General features: G+C 70.3%; 15 protein-coding genes and 1 riboswitch. Of the genes, 7 read left to right on the top strand and 8 right to left on the bottom strand.

Annotation, left to right across the window (positions count from 1 at the left end):
* Positions 1-91 precede the first annotated feature (91 nt).
* The 5 genes from ACIBL4_RS28315 to ACIBL4_RS28295 form a co-directional block, all read right to left on the bottom strand.
* A complete protein-coding gene (locus ACIBL4_RS28315; RefSeq protein ID WP_399414639.1) occupies positions 92-1,861 on the bottom strand; it encodes an ABC transporter substrate-binding protein in 1,770 nt (589 codons plus the stop codon).
* An 8-nt stretch (positions 1,862-1,869) separates the two neighbouring features.
* Positions 1,870-2,868, bottom strand: a complete 999-nt coding sequence (locus tag ACIBL4_RS28310; protein WP_399414638.1) for an ABC transporter permease — start codon at positions 2,866-2,868, stop codon at positions 1,870-1,872.
* A gap of 340 nt (positions 2,869-3,208) precedes the next feature.
* Entirely contained in the window at positions 3,209-4,009 is an 801-nt protein-coding gene (locus tag ACIBL4_RS28305) for an enhanced serine sensitivity protein SseB C-terminal domain-containing protein (protein WP_399414637.1), read from the bottom strand.
* Between the two features lie 174 nt (positions 4,010-4,183).
* Positions 4,184-4,978: an enhanced serine sensitivity protein SseB gene (locus ACIBL4_RS28300; RefSeq protein ID WP_399414636.1), complete on the bottom strand. Its 795-nt coding sequence runs from the start codon at positions 4,976-4,978 to the stop codon at positions 4,184-4,186.
* Positions 4,979-5,045: 67 nt separating this feature from the next.
* Positions 5,046-5,714 carry an AAA family ATPase gene (locus ACIBL4_RS28295; RefSeq protein WP_399414635.1) on the bottom strand — a complete coding sequence of 223 codons (669 nt, stop codon included), beginning with the start codon at positions 5,712-5,714 and terminating at the stop codon, positions 5,046-5,048.
* Between the two features lie 183 nt (positions 5,715-5,897).
* A riboswitch (glycine riboswitch) is annotated at positions 5,898-5,997 on the top strand.
* 160 nt (positions 5,998-6,157) lie between these two features.
* Between ACIBL4_RS28295 and gcvT the strand changes: the two genes are divergently transcribed.
* The 7 genes from gcvT (at position 6,158) to ACIBL4_RS28260 (ending at position 12,563) form a co-directional block, all read left to right on the top strand.
* Complete coding sequence (gene gcvT / locus ACIBL4_RS28290) at positions 6,158-7,276, top strand: glycine cleavage system aminomethyltransferase GcvT (RefSeq protein ID WP_399414634.1); 1,119 nt, start codon at positions 6,158-6,160, stop codon at positions 7,274-7,276.
* A 98-nt stretch (positions 7,277-7,374) separates the two neighbouring features.
* Positions 7,375-7,752, top strand: a complete 378-nt coding sequence (gene gcvH, locus ACIBL4_RS28285; RefSeq protein WP_020276709.1) for a glycine cleavage system protein GcvH — start codon at positions 7,375-7,377, stop codon at positions 7,750-7,752.
* A gap of 14 nt (positions 7,753-7,766) precedes the next feature.
* Entirely contained in the window at positions 7,767-9,044 is a 1,278-nt protein-coding gene (gene glyA, locus ACIBL4_RS28280) for a serine hydroxymethyltransferase (protein WP_399414633.1), read from the top strand.
* 95 nt (positions 9,045-9,139) lie between these two features.
* Positions 9,140-10,504, top strand: coding sequence for an L-serine ammonia-lyase (locus tag ACIBL4_RS28275; RefSeq protein ID WP_399414632.1), 1,365 nt, complete (start codon positions 9,140-9,142; stop codon positions 10,502-10,504).
* A 187-nt stretch (positions 10,505-10,691) separates the two neighbouring features.
* A complete protein-coding gene (locus tag ACIBL4_RS28270) occupies positions 10,692-11,249 on the top strand; it encodes a glycoside hydrolase family 25 protein (RefSeq protein ID WP_399414631.1) in 558 nt (185 codons plus the stop codon).
* A 136-nt stretch (positions 11,250-11,385) separates the two neighbouring features.
* The gene (locus ACIBL4_RS28265; RefSeq protein WP_399414630.1) at positions 11,386-11,880 is read left to right on the top strand and encodes a Pycsar system effector family protein; all 495 of its coding nucleotides are present in this window, start codon (positions 11,386-11,388) and stop codon (positions 11,878-11,880) included.
* On the top strand, positions 11,865-12,563 hold the full coding sequence (locus ACIBL4_RS28260; protein ID WP_399414629.1) for a Crp/Fnr family transcriptional regulator: 699 nt from the start codon (positions 11,865-11,867) through the stop codon (positions 12,561-12,563). The genes ACIBL4_RS28265 and ACIBL4_RS28260 overlap by 16 nt, the downstream gene beginning before the upstream one ends.
* A gap of 15 nt (positions 12,564-12,578) precedes the next feature.
* Here the strand turns inward: ACIBL4_RS28260 and ACIBL4_RS28255 are convergent, their stop codons facing one another.
* Genes ACIBL4_RS28255 through ACIBL4_RS28245 form a run of 3 tightly spaced genes read right to left on the bottom strand, consistent with a single transcriptional unit; the run spans position 12,579 to position 16,928 of the window.
* Complete coding sequence (locus ACIBL4_RS28255) at positions 12,579-14,144, bottom strand: hypothetical protein (RefSeq protein ID WP_399414628.1); 1,566 nt, start codon at positions 14,142-14,144, stop codon at positions 12,579-12,581.
* Positions 14,131-15,825, bottom strand: coding sequence for a hypothetical protein (locus tag ACIBL4_RS28250; RefSeq protein ID WP_399414627.1), 1,695 nt, complete (start codon positions 15,823-15,825; stop codon positions 14,131-14,133). The genes ACIBL4_RS28255 and ACIBL4_RS28250 overlap by 14 nt, the downstream gene beginning before the upstream one ends.
* Positions 15,813-16,928, bottom strand: coding sequence for a protein phosphatase 2C domain-containing protein (locus ACIBL4_RS28245; protein WP_399414626.1), 1,116 nt, complete (start codon positions 16,926-16,928; stop codon positions 15,813-15,815). The genes ACIBL4_RS28250 and ACIBL4_RS28245 overlap by 13 nt, the downstream gene beginning before the upstream one ends.
* Between the last annotated feature and the right edge of the window lies 1 nt (position 16,929).

Here is a 16,929-nt window from a genome sequence, read left to right as displayed (position 1 = left end):
AGCGGTACGGCCCCGGGTGGCCGCGGCGGGGTCGTCCGCCGCGGCCACCCGGTGCCTTCACCTGCCTTTCGAAAGGATCCGGCCTGCTGAATTACTTCGAGGAGCTCATCAGCAGGTAGTCGTACATGCCGAGGTAGGCCTGCGTGACCGTGACGTTGTTCGCCGACGTCGGCCGGAGCAGCAGGTTCTTGCGGTAGACCAGCGGGACGACCGAGGCGTTGTCGAGGACCATCTTGTCGATGTCACCCCAGGCCTTGGTGCGGGCCGCATCGTCGGTGTTGGCGATCGCGTCCGTCAGGGCCTTGTTGATCTTCGGGTCGTCCAGCTCCATCAGGTTGTTGCCGCCCGAGGGCTTGATGGCCGCGCCGTTGACGATCTGGTCGAGGAAGCCGTAGCCGGTCGGCCAGTCGGCGCCCCACGCCATCGAGAGCATGCCGAGCTTGTTGTCGTGGACGTAGCTCGGGACACCGGCGAAGTTGGAGAAGTACTTGCCGGAGGGGAACTGCTTGATCTCGATGTTGATGCCGATCTTCTTCAGCGACGCCTGGACGGCGGTCGCCGCCGCGACCTCGGCGGGCCGGTCGGAGCGGGCCGTCAGGATCGTGTTGAAGCCGTTCGGCTTGCCGCACGCCTTCAGCGCCGCCTTGGCCTTGGCCACGTCACCCTTGTGACCGTCGGTCGCGTAGGTGTCGAACTTGGTGTAGCCGTTCACCGACGGCGGCAGCAGCGTGGTCGCCACGTCGCCCTTCGGCGAACCGCCCATGGCGTCGAGCACCGACTGCTTGTCGAGGCCCCACTGGACGGCCTTGCGGCAGTCGGCGTTGTCGAACGGCTTCACGTTGACGTTGAGCGCGATGTACTGCGTCGCGCCGGCGTACGAGCTGTCCGTCTGGTTGGCGTACTTGCCCTGCAGCACCTTCGGCTGGGTCTGCGGCTGCACACCCGTGCCGGCCGCGTCAGCCGTGATCTTGTCGGAGAGCAGGTTGTTGTCGACCGTGACCGGGTTGACCTTGAACTTGATCGTGATCTTGTCCGGCAGGGCCTTGCGGATCGGGTCCGTCTTGGCGTCCCACTGCTTGTTGCGCACGAGGGTGGCGCCGCGGCCCTCCTCGTAGGACTGGAACTGGTACGGGCCGGAGGACTGGATGGCCTGGACGTACTTCGCACCGGTGTCCTTCGCCTGCGGCACGGGGGCCGTCTGCGAGAACGTCGCGAGGTAGTCGAAGTCGGCGAACGGCTGCTTCAGCTTGAAGATGATCGTCCGGTCGTCCGGCGTCTCGATCGACTTGATGCCCTCGGCGGACTTGTCCTTGTAGGGACCCTGGTACTTGTCGCCGCCCTCCAGGTACGACTTGAAGTACGTCGGGCCGTTCGACAGGGCCTCGGGCGCGAAGTTGGAGCGCTCGATGGCGTACTTCACGTCCTTGGACGTCACCGGGGTGCCGTCCTGGAACTTCACGCCGGCGCGCAGCTTGTACGTCCAGGTCTTGGCGTCCGGGCTGGCCTTGCCGAGGGACTCGGCGAGGTCCGGCACGATCTCCAGGCCTTCCTTGCCCGCCGCCGGTTTGAACGACGTGAGCGTTCTGCCGTAGAGGCGGGAGAAGTTCTGCACCCAGCCGTAGTACGTGTTGCCCGGGTCGAGGGAGTCGGGCACGTCCGAGTGCTCGTACGTGACCGTCCCGCCCTTCTTGCTCGACGGGTTGACGATCGAGGTCAGCGCGGCGTCCTTCTTGCCGTTGCCTCCGTTCCCGTCGTTGTCGTCACCTCCGCCGCCACATGCGGCAGCACCCAGCGACAGTGCCAGGACCGACGCAACGCCGGCGGTCACCCTTCTCGTCTTCACCTGAGGAAGCCCCCTCATTCGATGGATCACTTGCTGCGAGGGTCGAGGGCGTCACGCAGCCCGTCACCCAGCAGGTTGAAGGCCAGGACGGTGATGAAGATCGCCAGTCCGGGCACGAACATGTACTGCGGATCAGCCGTGTAGAGATCCACAGCGTTGCTGAGCATGCCGCCCCAGGAGGCCTGCGGCGGAGCGATACCGACGCCGAGGAAGCTCAGCGCGGCCTCGAACAGGATGTTCGTCGGGATGATCAGCGTCGAGTAGACGAGGATCGGCGCGACGAGGTTCGGGAGCAGCTCCCGGAACAGGACGTACGGGCCGCGTGCCCCGAGGCTCGTGGCGGCCTCGATGAACTCCCGCTTGCGCAGGGTCATCGTCTGGGCGCGCACGATGCGGCCGATGTACGGCCAGCTGAAGAAGCCGATCACGAAGATCAGCACGCTGATGCGCAGGGACAGGCCCTCGAGGCCGAAGAACCCGTCCTGCACCGAGGCCGAGATCGAGATGGCGAACAGCAGCAGGGGAAAGGCCAGGAACGTGTCCATGAGCCTGCTGATCACGCTGTCGATCCAGCCGCCGTAGTACCCGGCGATGACACCGAGCACGGTGCCGATGCACACGGACAGCAGCGTGGCACCGCCCGCGACCAGGAGGGAGACCCAGGAGCCGTCGATGATGCGGGCGAGCATGTCCCGGCCGTACTGGGGGTCCACGCCGAGCGGGTGGTCCCAACTCATTCCGCCCCAGCCGCCCTTGGGGGCGAGCAGCGCGGGGTCAATGAGGTCCTGGTTGAACTTGTTGGGATCGAGGTCGAAGATCCACTGGATCGGCTTGGAGAACACCGCCATCAGCGTGAGCAGGATGACGATGACGCCTCCCGCCATCGCCACCTTGTCCCGCTTGAAGCGCATCCAGGCGATCTGGGTGAGCGAGCGCCCTTCGATCTGGCTCTTCTTGACCCCGGAGAGCACGGCCTCGGGCTGTGCTCCGGCTTCCGCCCCGGTGGTCTCGATCGGTGCGGTCACGGTGCGATTGACCCCTCTCGGGCCGGCGATCGCCGAGCCCCTGGCTGCCGCTGTAGCGGTTTGTTTGTCTCGTACACAAGACCGACCCGGCCCGTGTCTTGCGGGGAGTCTTCAATGCTTTGGCGATCTGTTGCCAGACTTGACGGTGAAAGGATGCGTAAACGTGATGCTGTCTGCGGGGTTCCGTTATCCGGACAGTGGGTTGCGGGGGTCGGACGCGCTGAGATAGGGGCATTTTAGGACAGACCCGCGCCTTTCACCCCTATCTACGCGCGGAGAGCTGAGAGCCGGTCGCGTTTGAAGGTGAGGAAAGAAGGCTGCCGAGGGCCGGCCGGGCGACTCAGTAGCGGCCCTGGACCGGGGGGTAGCCGTAGCCCGAGGCGGGGGCCTGGACAGGTGCGGTGGCGTGGGCCTCGCGGTCGTAGAAGGGGCGGGCGCTCGCGCGCAGCCACATGGCGACCGGGTCGTGCTCGTCGGACATGGCGACGGTCGAGACGGGCAGCCCGTCCGGTACGGCACCGAGGGACTGCTGCATCATCGCGCGCACGGAATCCACGGCCGGCGGCGAGGCGTCGTACACATCCAGTCCGATGGCGAGGTACGGCGCGCCCAGCGCGGGCTGCACCCAGGCCCGGCGCAGTGAGCGGACGGCCGGGGTGCGGTGGGCGTTCTGCGCGAGCAGGGCGTAGAACTGCGGGAGCTCGATGGCCGGTTCTGACAGCCGCAGCGGGCCGGCGGGCTGGCGGTCCAGGCCCGTGGCGATCCGCCGCAGGTCGAGCCAGGGGATGCCGACGCCGCCGCCCGGGGCGTGCGGGTTGAGCCAGAGGCCGTAGTGGTCGGGGTAGAGGGCGCGGGCGACGTCGACTCCGTCGACCACCTCGTAACTGCGGTTCCAGCCGCTCGCCGAGAGTTCCTGGGCGGAGGTCACACAGGGGGCGTAGCCGTAGCCGTCGACCTCCATGTTCCCGTACTGGGCGTCGGGGGAGCCCGCCTGGCCGTGCCAGAGGAGCATCCAGATCTGGCCGGAGTGCGGGGTCGCGAGTGCGCGCAGGAGTGCCTCGTAGGCGTCGTAACGCCCGGGCGTGACCTGGCGCAGCATGTGCTCGACCTGTCCGGCCGCGGCCGTGCCGCTCGCGCTCACCTTTACCGCCCCTTCGTACAACGCCTCGACCGTGACCTAGCTTAAGCCCGTGCGGGAGCCAGGAGCTTAAGCCCGCCTGGGAGCTCGGGGCTTTGTGCCGTCTCGCGAGTGCAGGTCGTTCGTGGCTTGTCGCGCAGTTCCCCGCGCCCCTGGGGACGCTGCCCCTGAGGGCGTTTACAGACTCCGCTGGTAGAAGGGTCGGACCCTGTCTCTCATCCAGGTGCCCACCGGGTCCTCCGCCACGTCCAGGAGGACCAGGTTGACCTGCCACGGGGCCGGGCACCGGGTCACGGCTCGGGACAGGGCCTCCAGGGGGAGGGCCCGCAGGTCGCCTTCCCACTGGGAGAGTTCGACGCCCACGAACATCACCGGGTCGGCGGTCTCGATCGCGGCGAGGCAGCGGCGGGCGGTGAGGACGACGCCGATGGCCTCGAACTCGGCGGAGGCGGCGGCGAGGAAGTCCACCGGGTCGTCCTGCCAGTCGGGCTCGAAGAGGCGGACCCGGCCGCCGCTCGCGGGACCGTCCAAGGGAGTCCGCCCGGCCCGGCAGAGCTCGGCCACCGCGGGCGGCGGGAGGGGTATGCCGACGACGCCGCCCGGGTTGACGGCTATCCCCGCGTGCGGGGGCAGGCCGCGGGCGAACTCCACGGCGGGCGCGATCGTGTACGACATGTGGGAGCCGACGACCTGGCGGAACTGCTCCTCCGAGCTGAACACCGGCACGTACGCCTGACCCTCGATCTCGATGCCGGGCAGGTCGAGGGGACCGCTCTGCGGGCCGCCGCCGTTGGGCAGGGGAACCCAGACGAAACTCCGGCCGAGCACCTCGACGATCCGCCCGCCGGCCGACGGCCCGGCCCCGAGGGAGGCCGAGAGCACCTCCTCCAGTTCGTTGCCGGGCCATCCGCCGTGCGGGTGGGTCTGCGTGTGCGCCGGGAAGTCCGCGGAGAAGTCCGCCGGGAAGTCCATCTGCCTACCGCCTGCCTGGAACCACTGCTGTGGCTCAAAAGGCTAGCGGCTCCCCGGCCGCCGGCGGTCAGCCCGTGAAGCCGATCCGGCGCAGGGTGCCCGCCGCGTCCCGGTCGACGAGGATCGCCGAGCCGCAGCCCGCGGGCAGTTCGCCCCGCTCCACCGAGCGCAGCAGGCGGTTGGCCGCCGCGCGGTGGCGCAGGAACGCGTACCGCGAGACGCCGCGGCCCCGGTCGCGCTGGCCGGCCAGGGCCTCCTCGGGGGTGACGTCGAGCATGAGCAGATGCAGGGTGCCGCCCCGGCGGCGGGCCTCGCGGGCCAGCCAGCGGCGGACCCAGGCCTGGGTGCCGCAGTCGTGCACGACGACGCCCTCGCCGGTGCGCAGGGCGCGCCGCAGCCCGGCGTAGTGGGCGAGGCGGACGAGCGGGCGGTAGACCCCGTACGGCAGGAAGCGCGGCATGCGGCTTTCCCAGCGGTCGCGGGTGTCCTGGGAGTCGATGCGCCGGCCCGGCACGGTGCGCCGCATCAGCGTGGACTTGCCGCTGCCGGGCAGGCCCGTGACCACGACGAGGTCGCGGGGGCCGAAGAGCAGCGCGTGCGGGCCCCGGCCTTCGCGCTCGCGCAGATCGCGGACGACCGGCACCGGCAGCGGGCCGCTGGCCGCCCGTGCCGGAGCGGCCGGCTGCTCGGGCAGCGCGACGCCCGACGTCGTGGCGTACGCGGTGGTCCTGTTCACCGTGATCGTCCTCCCCTGGGGCCAGGTACTTCAGTCCCATCCCCGCCGCGTGTAAAGAGAAGGTAATGCCCGATGTCTCTGGTTTTAGTCCTCTTCCCGCAACAGCCCTGCTACAGGGTGGTGCCCCTGCCGCCCCGCGACGATGCGTGCAATGATGTGCGCGCCAACTGCATACCGGCCGTTTGAATCCGCGCGGGAGAGTTCCCAGCACCGCTGACGCTGGGGCGCCGAAGGAGCAAGTCCCTCCCTTGAATCTCTCAGGCCCCGTTACCGCGCGGGCGAGGCACATCTGAAAAGCGGGCCATCCCCCTGTCCAGGACAAGGGGTGTGGCTCCACCCAAGGTGCAAGCCGTGTCCCCCGTGGTCATGGCGAACCTCTCAGGTTCCGATGACAGATGGGGAGGAACGCCCTCGCCCGTCATGCCCTTGGAGACGACCGACCGATGAGCAGTACGCCACTGCGCCACACCGCGCTCGATGCCCTGCATCGTTCGCTCGGCGCGACGATGACCGACTTCGCCGGCTGGGACATGCCCCTGCGCTACGGCTCCGAGCGCGACGAGCACAACGCCGTGCGCACGAAGGCCGGGCTCTTCGACCTCTCCCACATGGGGGAGATCACCGTCGCCGGCCCGCAGGCCGCCGCCCTCCTCGACTACGCCCTGGTGGGCAACATCGGCGGCGTCAAGCCCGGCCGCGCCCGCTACACCATGATCTGCCGGGCCGACGGCGGCATCCTCGACGACCTGATCGTCTACCGGCTGGGCGAGACCGAGTACATGGTCGTCGCCAACGCCTCCAACGCCCAGGTGGTCCTGGACGCGCTGACCGAGCGCGCCGCCGGCTTCGACGCCGAGGTGCGCGACGACCGGGACGCCTACGCTCTGATCGCCGTCCAGGGCCCGGAGTCCCCCGGGATCCTGAAGTCCCTCACCGACGCCGACCTCGACGGGCTGAAGTACTACGCCGGCCTGCCCGGCACGGTCGCCGGGGTCCCGGCCCTGATCGCCCGCACCGGCTACACGGGCGAGGACGGTTTCGAGCTGTTCGTGAAGCCGGAACACGCGGTCGAGCTGTGGCAGGCCCTGACCAAGGCCGGCGAGGGCGTCGGGCTGGTCCCGTGCGGGCTGTCCTGCCGCGACACGCTGCGCCTGGAGGCGGGCATGCCGCTGTACGGGCACGAGCTGAGCACCTCGCTGACGCCCTTCGACGCCGGGCTCGGCCGCGTGGTGAAGTTCGAGAAGGAGGGCGACTTCGTGGGGCGCGAGGCCCTGCGCGAAGCCGCCGCCAGGGCGGAGCAGAACCCGCCGCGCGTGCTGGTCGGGCTCGTCGCCGAGGGCCGCCGGGTCCCGCGCGCCGGCTACGCGGTCGTCGCCGGCGGCGAGGTGATCGGCGAGGTCACCTCCGGCGCCCCCTCCCCCACGCTCGGCAAGCCGATCGCGATGGCGTACGTGGATCCCGCGCACGCCGCGCCCGGCACGACCGGCGTGGGCGTGGACATCCGGGGCAGTCACGAGCCGTACGAAGTCGTGGCGCTGCCGTTCTACAAGCGCCAGAAGTAGACACTGGCCGTCGGGCGCACCAGCGGTCCCGGCACATCACGGCGCTCACCAGCAGTCCCCTTCATCAGCACTCCCGCGCGTACAGGAGAATCCAGGCCATGAGCAACCCCCAGCAGCTGCGTTACAGCAAGGAGCACGAGTGGCTGTCGGCCGCCGAGGACGGCGTCTCGACGGTCGGCATCACGGAGCACGCGGCCAACGCGCTCGGCGACGTGGTCTTCGTCCAGCTCCCCGAGGTCGGCGACACGGTGTCCGCGGGCGAGACCTGCGGTGAGCTGGAGTCGACCAAGTCGGTGTCCGACCTCTACTCCCCCGTCTCCGGTGAGGTCACCGAGGTCAACGAGGACGTGGTGAACGACCCGTCACTGGTGAACTCGGCCCCCTTCGAGGGCGGCTGGCTGTTCAAGGTGCGGGTCGCCGAGGAGCCGGGCGACCTGCTCTCCGCCGACGAGTACACCGCGTTCTCCGCCGGCTGAGGAGTCGTAGCCGTATGTCCGTCCTGAACACACCCCTGCACGAGCTCGACCCGGCCGTGGCCGCCGCGGTCGACGCCGAGCTGCACCGGCAGCAGTCCACGCTCGAGATGATCGCCTCGGAGAACTTCGCCCCGGTCGCGGTGATGGAGGCGCAGGGCTCGGTCCTCACCAACAAGTACGCCGAGGGCTACCCGGGCCGCCGCTACTACGGCGGCTGTGAACACGTCGACGTGGTCGAGCAGATCGCGATCGACCGGGTCAAGGAGCTGTTCGGCGCCGAGCACGCCAACGTGCAGCCGCACTCGGGCGCCCAGGCCAACGCCGCCGCGATGTTCGCGCTGCTCAAGCCCGGCGACACCATCATGGGCCTGAACCTCGCGCACGGCGGGCACCTGACCCACGGCATGAAGATCAACTTCTCCGGCAAGCTCTACGACGTCGTCGCCTACCACGTGGGCGACGACGGCCGGGTCGACATGGCCGAGGTGGAGCGGCTGGCGAAGGAGTCGAAGCCGAAGCTGATCGTCGCGGGCTGGTCGGCCTACCCGCGGCAGCTGGACTTCGCCGCGTTCCGCCGGATCGCGGACGAGGTCGGCGCGTACCTGATGGTCGACATGGCGCACTTCGCCGGGCTCGTCGCGGCGGGGCTGCACCCGAACCCCGTGCCGCACGCGCACGTGGTGACCACGACCACCCACAAGACGCTGGGCGGCCCGCGCGGCGGTGTGATCCTCTCCACGACCGAACTGGCCAAGAAGATCAACTCCGCCGTCTTCCCCGGTCAGCAGGGCGGTCCGCTGGAGCATGTGATCGCGGCCAAGGCGGTCGCCTTCAAGGTCGCGGCCTCGGAGGACTTCAAGGAGCGCCAGCGCCGTACGCTGGAGGGTGCCCGCATCCTGGCCGAGCGTCTGGTGAAGGACGACGTCCGGGCCGTGGGCGTGGACGTCCTGTCCGGCGGCACGGACGTGCACCTGGTCCTGGTCGACCTGCGCCACTCGGAGCTGGACGGCCGGCAGGCCGAGGACCGCCTCCACGAGGTGGGCATCACGGTCAACCGGAACGCGATCCCGGACGACCCGCGCCCGCCGATGGTGACGTCCGGCCTGCGGATCGGCACGCCGGCCCTGGCCACCCGCGGGTTCCAGGCCGAGGACTTCGCGGAGGTCGCGGACGTCATCGCCGAGGCGCTGAAGCCGTCGTACGACGCCGAAGCCCTCAAGGCCCGGGTGAAGGCCCTGGCCGACAAGCACCCGCTGTACCCGGGTTCGCACACACCGGGTCCGCACGCATAACGAAGAAACCTTTCAGGGTGCCCCGTTCCGTACGGGGCGGGGCACCCTGTCCCCCTGCACCACCCCTTGCACCACCCCCGTAGTCAGGAGTCCCCGTGGCCATCTCGGTCTTCGACCTGTTCTCGATCGGCATCGGCCCGTCCAGCTCCCACACCGTCGGCCCGATGCGCGCGGCCCGGATGTTCGCCCGGCGGCTGCGCAACGAGGAGCTGCTGGCCCCGACCGCGAAAGTCCGCGCGGAGCTCTACGGCTCGCTCGGCGCCACCGGCCACGGCCACGGCACGCCCAAGGCGGTGCTGCTCGGCCTGGAGGGCGAATCGCCGCGCACGGTGGACGTGGAGAAGGCCGACGAACGGGTGGAGACGATCAAGGCCGGCGGCCGGCTGAACCTGCTGGGCGAGCACGAGATCGCGTTCTCCTACGACGACATGGTCCTGCACCGCCGCAAGGCCCTGCCGTACCACGCCAACGGCATGACGCTGTGGGCGTACGACGCCTCGGGCGCGGAGCTGCTGACGAAGACGTACTACTCGGTCGGCGGCGGCTTCGTCGTCGACGAGGAAGCGGTCGGCGCGGACCGCATCAAGCTCGACGACACCGTGCTGAAGTACCCCTTCCGCACGGGCGACGAGCTGCTGCGGATGGCCCAGGAGACCGGCCTGTCCATCTCGGCGCTGATGCTGGAGAACGAGCGGGCCTGGCGCACCGAGGAGGAGATCCGCGCCGGACTGCTGGAGATCTGGCGGGTCATGGAGGCGTGCGTGGCGCGCGGCATGTCCCGCGAGGGCATCCTGCCGGGCGGTCTGAAGGTGCGCCGCCGGGCCGCGAACACCGCCCGCAAACTGCGCTCCGAGGGCGACCCCAAGGCCCTCGCCATGGAGTGGATCACCCTCTACGCGATGGCGGTCAACGAGGAGAACGCGGCCGGGGGCCGGGTCGTGACCGCCCCGACGAACGGCGCGGCCGGCATCATCCCGGCCGTCCTGCACTACTACATGAACTTCGTGCCCGGCGCCGACGAGGAGGGCGTGGTCCGCTTCCTGCTCGCCGCGGGCGCGATCGGCATGCTCTTCAAGGAGAACGCCTCCATCTCCGGCGCCGAGGTCGGCTGCCAGGGCGAGGTCGGCTCCGCCTGCTCCATGGCGGCGGGCGCGCTGGCCGAGGTCCTCGGCGGCTCCCCGGAACAGGTGGAGAACGCGGCCGAGATCGGCATGGAACACAACCTGGGCCTCACCTGCGATCCCGTGGGCGGCCTGGTCCAGATCCCCTGCATCGAGCGCAACGGCATGGCCGCGGTGAAGGCCGTCACGGCGGCGCGCATGGCGATGCGCGGCGACGGCTCCCACAAGGTGTCCCTGGACAAGGTCATCAAGACGATGAAGGACACCGGCGCGGACATGTCGGTCAAGTACAAGGAGACGGCGCGGGGCGGGCTGGCGGTCAACATCATCGAGTGCTGACCCGTCCCGGCCGACCGTCTGACGACTGGCACGTCCCCCTCTTGAGCTGGTCCCTTCGAGCACCAGGGGACCCGCGCCCGTCTCACGACCCACCCGGGTTGACACTTCCACGTCAGTCCACAGCGGCCGGTGCCATGGCGGGAGACCCCAACTCCCCCTTCCTCGCCTGCACTTCAGGGAGATCCCCATGCTGCGCGGCATAGACGTGAGCGCCTACCAGTCCTCCACTTACGACACCGACGGCCTCTCCTTCGTGTTCGTCAAGGCGACGGAGGGGCGTTCCTACGTCAACCCCAGACTCGCCGCCCAGACGAAGCGGGCCCGCGACGCCGGGCTGGTCGTCGGCTTCTACCACTTCCTGTGGCCCGGCAACCTCACCGCCCAGGCCGAGTACTTCGTCGCCAAGGCCCCAAACCGGCCGGGCGACATCCTCGCCGTCGACTGGGAGACGACCAGCAACGGGACGCACGCGAGCAACGCGGAGAAGGACCTGTTCATCCGGAAGCTGAAGGACCTGCGGCCGGACAACCAGGTGGTGCTCTACTGCAACCGGAATTTCTGGCTGAACCACGACAGGACGTCCTACGCGGGCGACGCCCTGTGGATCGCCGACTACGTCTCCGCGGGCAAGCCCCGCATCAAGGCCAAGTGGCGCTTCCACCAGTACACCGACCATCCGCTGGACAAGAACGTGGCCGACTTCGAGAGCAGGGCGGCGCTGCGCACCTGGGCGGCGGACGCCTGACAGAGCCGGTTCAGGCCGCCGGCGGACCGGTCCGGCGCCCGGCACCCTGTGAACTCCCAGGGCCCATCAGGTTTTGCAGGGATCGCCTGAGGCCACACTTATGCAGTCTCGATGCAGTCGACGAGGGGCGGGGGCCATGGCGGAAACGGATCCGGTGGAGACGGCCTGGCGCATCCACGCGGCACTGGCCGACTGGACGGGCAGGGTCGACGCGAAGGCCGGCTTCGCGCTCACGCTGGAGTCGGCGGTACTGGGCGCCCTGGTCGCGCTGTCCGCATCCGGCCACTACCTGGGGCAGGTGCACGGCACGGTCCCCAGGCTGCTGTTATGGCTGGGTGTGGCGCTGCTCGGGCTGGCCGCTCTCGCATCCGTGTCCGTGGTGAGCCCGCGGCTGCGGACACAGCCGGGGCACAACCCCCACCAGCACTTCCTGTACTTCGGGGATCTGCGGCACTGGGACCCCGAGCACCTCGCCGAGAAGCTCACGACCACCTCCCCGCTGCCCTCCCTGACACGTCAGCTGGTGGACATGAGCCAGATCGCGTGGGCCAAGCACCAGCGGGTGCGGCAGTCGCTCGTGCTCGCCGTCGCGGGCGTGGCCGTCACGGCGCTCGCGTGGCTGCTGGGTTGACCGTCATGGGTGGCCACTCCGCTCCCTTCTGGGAGGCACTGGACCCGGACGACCGCGCCGCGCTGCTCCGGGCGTCGGCACAGCGCTCACAGCCCGCTGACCGGCGATTGCTGGCCCAGGGCGAGGACTCGGACCATCTGATCGTGCTGCTGCGCGGCTGGATCAAGGTCGTCGCCGAGTCCCACGCCGGCTACCGCGCCCTGCTCGCCCTGCGTGGTGCGGGCGAACTCCTCGGCGAGCAGGCCGGACTGGAGCGACGGCGCCGCTCGGCCTCGCTGCTGACGGCCACCACGGTCGACGTGCTCCAGGTGACCGCGGCCCGCTTCCACGGTCTCGCCCGGGCCCGGCCGGGCATCGCCGCGGCACTCGAGCAGACCCTGTCCCAGCGCCTGCGCGAGGCGGATCTGCAGCGCACCGGTATCACCGAGCCCGTGCCCGCCCGGCTCGCCGCTCTCCTGCTGGATCTCGCCGAACGCTGCGGCCACCCCTCTCCCGACGGCACCGGCCGCCGTATCGGCCTGCCCCTCTCCCAGGACGATCTGGCGGGCCTGCTGCTCACCTCCCGTCGCACGGTGAGCCGGGTCCTGGAACAGTGGCGCTCCCAGGGCTGGGTCGTGACGGGGCGTCAGACATTGGTGGTGCGCTCCATGGACCAGCTCAAAGGGCAGGCCTTCGGCGGCTGACCGCCCGGTCGGTTTTCAGACGGGATCGACATCGATCCAGGAGGAGTCCGACTTGCCTCCCTCGATCGCGCGCTGCACCGCCGCCTGCCATGCCCTCGGCCTCGGCCGACGGCCCGGTTCCGCACTCAGGCTCCGCGTCGCCAGGTCCGCCAGCTCCGTCGACACGCTCCGCAGCGGGCCGGCGTCCGTGTCCTCCTGGCTGCGGTTGAACAGCCGCAGGGCGACGAGTCCCAGCTTGTAGGCGTCCGACTCCGGCGTGGCCTTGGAGGTCTCGGGCACCTCCCATCCGGGCGTCTCGCACTGGGACAGGGCATCGCGTCCCTTGAAGCGCATGGAGTCGCAGTCGATGAGGAAGCAGCGCGGCCAGACGTCCAGCCGGAACAGTATGTTCTTCGGGGAGAGGTCTCCCACGGTGATGCCGTGGTCGTGGAGCACGGTCAGGATGCCTGCCAGATCCTTGAGGAGCAGCAGACGCTGCCCGTTGTCCGCCGACAGCCCGATGCGCCTCAGGTACTCGTCCGGGTTGAACAGGAACTCCAGTGTCTGCTGCTTGCTCACGCCCAGGGGTCCCAGGTGCATGGTGTAGTCCGCGGGGACCTGCCGCATCACGAACCCGCTCGCCCTGCCCCCGCGGTGGCCGAGCCGCAGCGGCCAGGCCAGGCGGGACTCCAGGTAGGCGTGATCGAGGGGCTCGTACCGGGCGAGACCCCCGATGAACCTGACCATGTCCTGCAGCACCTCGGCGTCGCGGAGCACCCCGTCGCGGTACTCCTTGTAGGCGAGAGGGCCGGACAGCCCGGAAACCTCGCGCATCACGCCGTAGACCGTGCCCTGTCCGCCGTCGCCCAGCAGGAAGTCGGGATGGATGAGCGGCCCGGAGATGCCGGGCACCGGCTGTCCGGCGGGCTCGGTGGGCGGCTCGGCGGAAGCGGTCGGTGAGCCGGTGCCGTCCGGTTCGCCCGAGGGGGCGGCTCGGACCCAGGGCGGGTGGCCGACCCGGCCGTCGGTGAAGGCAGCCACCCAGCTCCGGACGGGCCGGCCCTCAGGTCCGGCCGGGACATCGAGACACACGTAGTCGCCCGGCCGGACGCCCGGGCATTCGGCCCGCACCACCAGATCGTGGAAGTCGTGCGACAGGACCACCACCAGACCGGAGGGGCGGCTCACAGGTCCGGTCGGGGTGGCGTCCATCAGCCGGGTGAGGTCGTCGACCGCCCGGCTCGCCACGTAGTCCCTGGCCGGGGAGACCATGCCGAGGTGCAGGCCCAGGCACAGCGCCAGGTGGTGGGTCTCGCGGAACGTGTCGTTGTGCCCGCACAGGCAGTCGTCGAGGGAGCGGGTGAAGTCGCGCAGCAGACGGGCCGGCCGGACCTGCGGGGTGACGAGGATGCCGAAACCGGTGTCCCGGGGCCACAACCGGTACTCCACGGGCCGCACACCGGCTTTGGCGAGCGCCTCGCGTGCGTGCTCCCGCAGGGCGTCCCGCAAGGTCGCCTGCGCCGACTCCGCCCGTGCGCCGAGACCGTGTGCCCGGAGCAGGAGGATCCAGGAGGCGCGTGCGTCAGGGTCAGCAGGGGGCAAAGCTCACCCCGTCCTGCGGCGCCTTGAGGATGCGGTAACCGTCCGTGCGGGTCAGCTGGTACGTCACCGTCCAGTCGTCGCAGGTGTCGTTCTTCCGCTTCCCGGGACCGTAGCCGGGAGACTGCCGGCTGCGGAAGTTCACCGTGGCGAAGGTGTACGTGCCCGAGGTGTCCAGGCCGCTGAGGACGATGTCGCTGTCCTTCGTGGTGGACATGACCTGCTTCCACTCGTTGCGGCTCTTGGTGGAGTCCAGGTCGACAGCGGTGGTGGCGGGGTCGTAGTAGCCCAGCGCCCTGTCGTAGTCGTGGTTGTTGATAGCACCGAAAAAGCGGGCGAACATGGCGGCGACCTCCTGGGCCTCCGGATCGCCGGACACCTGGGAGTAGTCCACGGCGGCGCCGGGTGCCTCGACCCGGGGTGACTCGGAGTCCTCGGTCCCCTGGGCGCCGACATCCGGGCCGCTGTCCGAGGTCGAACCGCCGTACGGGCTGGCGCTGCTGGCCTGCGACGGGGATGCGTCGGAGTCGTCCGACGAGGTGAAATGGTTCACCGCGCCGTAGCCGAGCACGGCCATCACCAGCAGAGCGACCAGGGTGCCGGCCGTACGACCGCCCGACGAACTCCCGGCCGTGGGGCGGGGGGCGGTCGGGTGCGGGCCCGGGTACCCCATGGCGGTCCCCGGCGCGGCGGGGGCGGGGTGCGTGCGCGGAGTGGCCGTGGGCTGCTGGTGCGCGGTGATGAACGCCGCGGGCCGGCCGGTGCCCGCCTGGGTGGCGGCCGTGCTCCGACGTGTCTTCAACCGGTTGTGCGCCAGTTCCAGCTCGGGCAGCCAGTCGGACGGAGCCGGCCGCCGGTGCGGTTCTCCGCTCAGGCTCCGCAGCGCCAGGTTCGCGAGCTCCGTCGACACGCCGCGCAGCGGGCCGGGGTCCGTGCCGTCCTGGCTGCGGTTGAAGACGCGCAAGGCGATCAGCCCGAACTTGAAGGAATCGGAGGCCACCGTGCCCTTCTCCCCCTCGGGCACCTCCCACCCGGTGGTTTCCACCTGCGTCAGCACATCCCGGCCCCGGTACCGCATCGAATCGCAGTCGATCAGCAGGCACCGGCCCTGCCCGGCCTGCGTGAACATGACGTTCTTCGGCGAGAGGTCGCCCACCGTCACCTGCTTCCGGTGCAGCCGGTCGAGCGTGTGCGCCAGGTCGATCAGGAGCCGCAGCCGCTGTCCGTCATCGACATGCAGCCCGATCTTCGCCATGTAGTCGTCACCGTTCAGCAGGAACTCCAGGGCCTGCTGCTTGGTCTGCCCCAGCGTGGGACTGCTGAGTTCGAACTCGCCGGTGACCCGGTTCATCAGGAAGCCGACCACCGTGGTGCCCCGGTTCGCGGACGGCGGCGGTGCCGTGGGCGGGCTGCCCGTGTAGACCATGGCGACCGGCCAGGTCAGCCGTGCCCCCAGGAAGGCGCGGTCCTCGGGGCTGAGCAGGTCGAGGAAGCAGCACATGTCGTGGAGCACGTCGGCGTCAACCGGAGCCTTGTACTCCTTGTAGGCCAGATTGGTGCCCGGAAGTCTGTCCGGCGGACGCGGCACGCCGTAGACGACACCCTGCCCGCCGTCGCCCAGCCGGTGCAGCCGGTACTCGCCCAACTGGTCGGGACGGACCCAGGGCACTGTTACGTCGCGCATCCGGGCCCCTCGTTCCGTGGCCACAGCGCCACCAGCGTCCGGTCGTCGTCGAAGGTCTCCCGGGAGAAGTCGAGCAGGTGGGCGAAGCCCAACGGCGGTACGGGACGGCGCAGCGCGGTGGCGAACAGCCTGGCCACGGCGCCCCGTCCGTCACCGACGGGGTCCCCGAAACCGTCGGTGCCGACCAGCAGGACGGTGCCCGGATCCAGGGAGAAATGGAACGGGCGGAGGTCACCGGGGACGTAGGGCAAGGGCTGTACGGCCGAGGAGACCAGGCCGTCGGCCCCGGCCTGCTTTCCCCCGGTCAGCGGATAGAGCTGCTCGTGTTTGATCGCCCAGACCCCGGAGTCGCCCACCGAGACCAGCGTGACCTCCACACCGCTTTGGGTGGGTGTGGCCGCTCCGGCGACGAGGGTGGTCGCCAGCAGGCCGGCGGTGTCCTCGACGCTCGTGTCCGGCGAACGCAGGAGCCGACTGGCCTGTTCGCGCAACTGCCAGTGCACCGTGGACAGCAGCTTGTTCCAGTCGGCGACGAATCCGCCGCCCGCCCGCACCTGGCCGAGCAACTCGTCGACCGCGCTGCGGCAGGCCAGCTGCGAGCCGATGTGCGGCTGCCGGGCGTCGGACACGCCGTCCGCGACCGCGAACACCACGGTGCCGGTGTCCTGGTCCCAGCCCGCCGCGGCGTCGTCCTCACGCGGGCGGCCGTCGTACCGGTGCTGGTACCCGCGTACCGAGGCCAGCCGCAGTGCGAGCGCGTCCGTCGACCAGCCGTCGCACACCGTATCGGGCCGGTACGACAGGCCCGTCGCCGGCCGCGGCTCGAACGCGGGGCCGGCGGTGCCGACGGTGAGCGGGTCCCAGCGCCGGGCAGCCGGTTCTTCGGGCGACTGCCCGGACGGGGGGACAGGCGCCGGCGAGGACCCGTCGGCCGGCCAGTCGTCCCGCCGCCAGTCGTAGACGTCGACGAGGCCGGGCTCGTGCGACGCCCCCGGCGCCTGGGGCACCTGCGGGTACAGAGCGGGAGCCGGGCCGGGAGGCGGCGGCACGGACCGGTCCGCCTCCCCCTGGTCCTCGGTGCGCTGGTGACGGTGCTTGCCCACG

The organism is Streptomyces sp. NPDC050416, assembly GCF_044458845.1.
In the GTDB taxonomy this organism is placed as follows: domain Bacteria; phylum Actinomycetota; class Actinomycetes; order Streptomycetales; family Streptomycetaceae; genus Streptomyces.
Note: the sequence above shows the minus strand (reverse complement) of the source record. Positions and strands in the feature narration are given on the sequence as shown.

What these genes read in the sequence shown, in the direction of transcription:
- ACIBL4_RS28315 (WP_399414639.1), bottom strand. Translation starts at nt 1,861, where the DNA reads ATGAGGGGGCTTCCTCAGGTGAAGACGAGAAGGGTGACCGCCGGCGTT.
- ACIBL4_RS28300 (WP_399414636.1), bottom strand. Translation starts at nt 4,978, where the DNA reads ATGGACTTCCCGGCGGACTTCTCCGCGGACTTCCCGGCGCACACGCAG.
- gcvT (WP_399414634.1), top strand. Translation starts at nt 6,158, where the DNA reads ATGAGCAGTACGCCACTGCGCCACACCGCGCTCGATGCCCTGCATCGT.
- gcvH (WP_020276709.1), top strand. Translation starts at nt 7,375, where the DNA reads ATGAGCAACCCCCAGCAGCTGCGTTACAGCAAGGAGCACGAGTGGCTG.
- glyA (WP_399414633.1), top strand. Translation starts at nt 7,767, where the DNA reads ATGTCCGTCCTGAACACACCCCTGCACGAGCTCGACCCGGCCGTGGCC.
- ACIBL4_RS28270 (WP_399414631.1), top strand. Translation starts at nt 10,692, where the DNA reads ATGCTGCGCGGCATAGACGTGAGCGCCTACCAGTCCTCCACTTACGAC.
- ACIBL4_RS28265 (WP_399414630.1), top strand. Translation starts at nt 11,386, where the DNA reads ATGGCGGAAACGGATCCGGTGGAGACGGCCTGGCGCATCCACGCGGCA.
- ACIBL4_RS28250 (WP_399414627.1), bottom strand. Translation starts at nt 15,825, where the DNA reads ATGCGCGACGTAACAGTGCCCTGGGTCCGTCCCGACCAGTTGGGCGAG.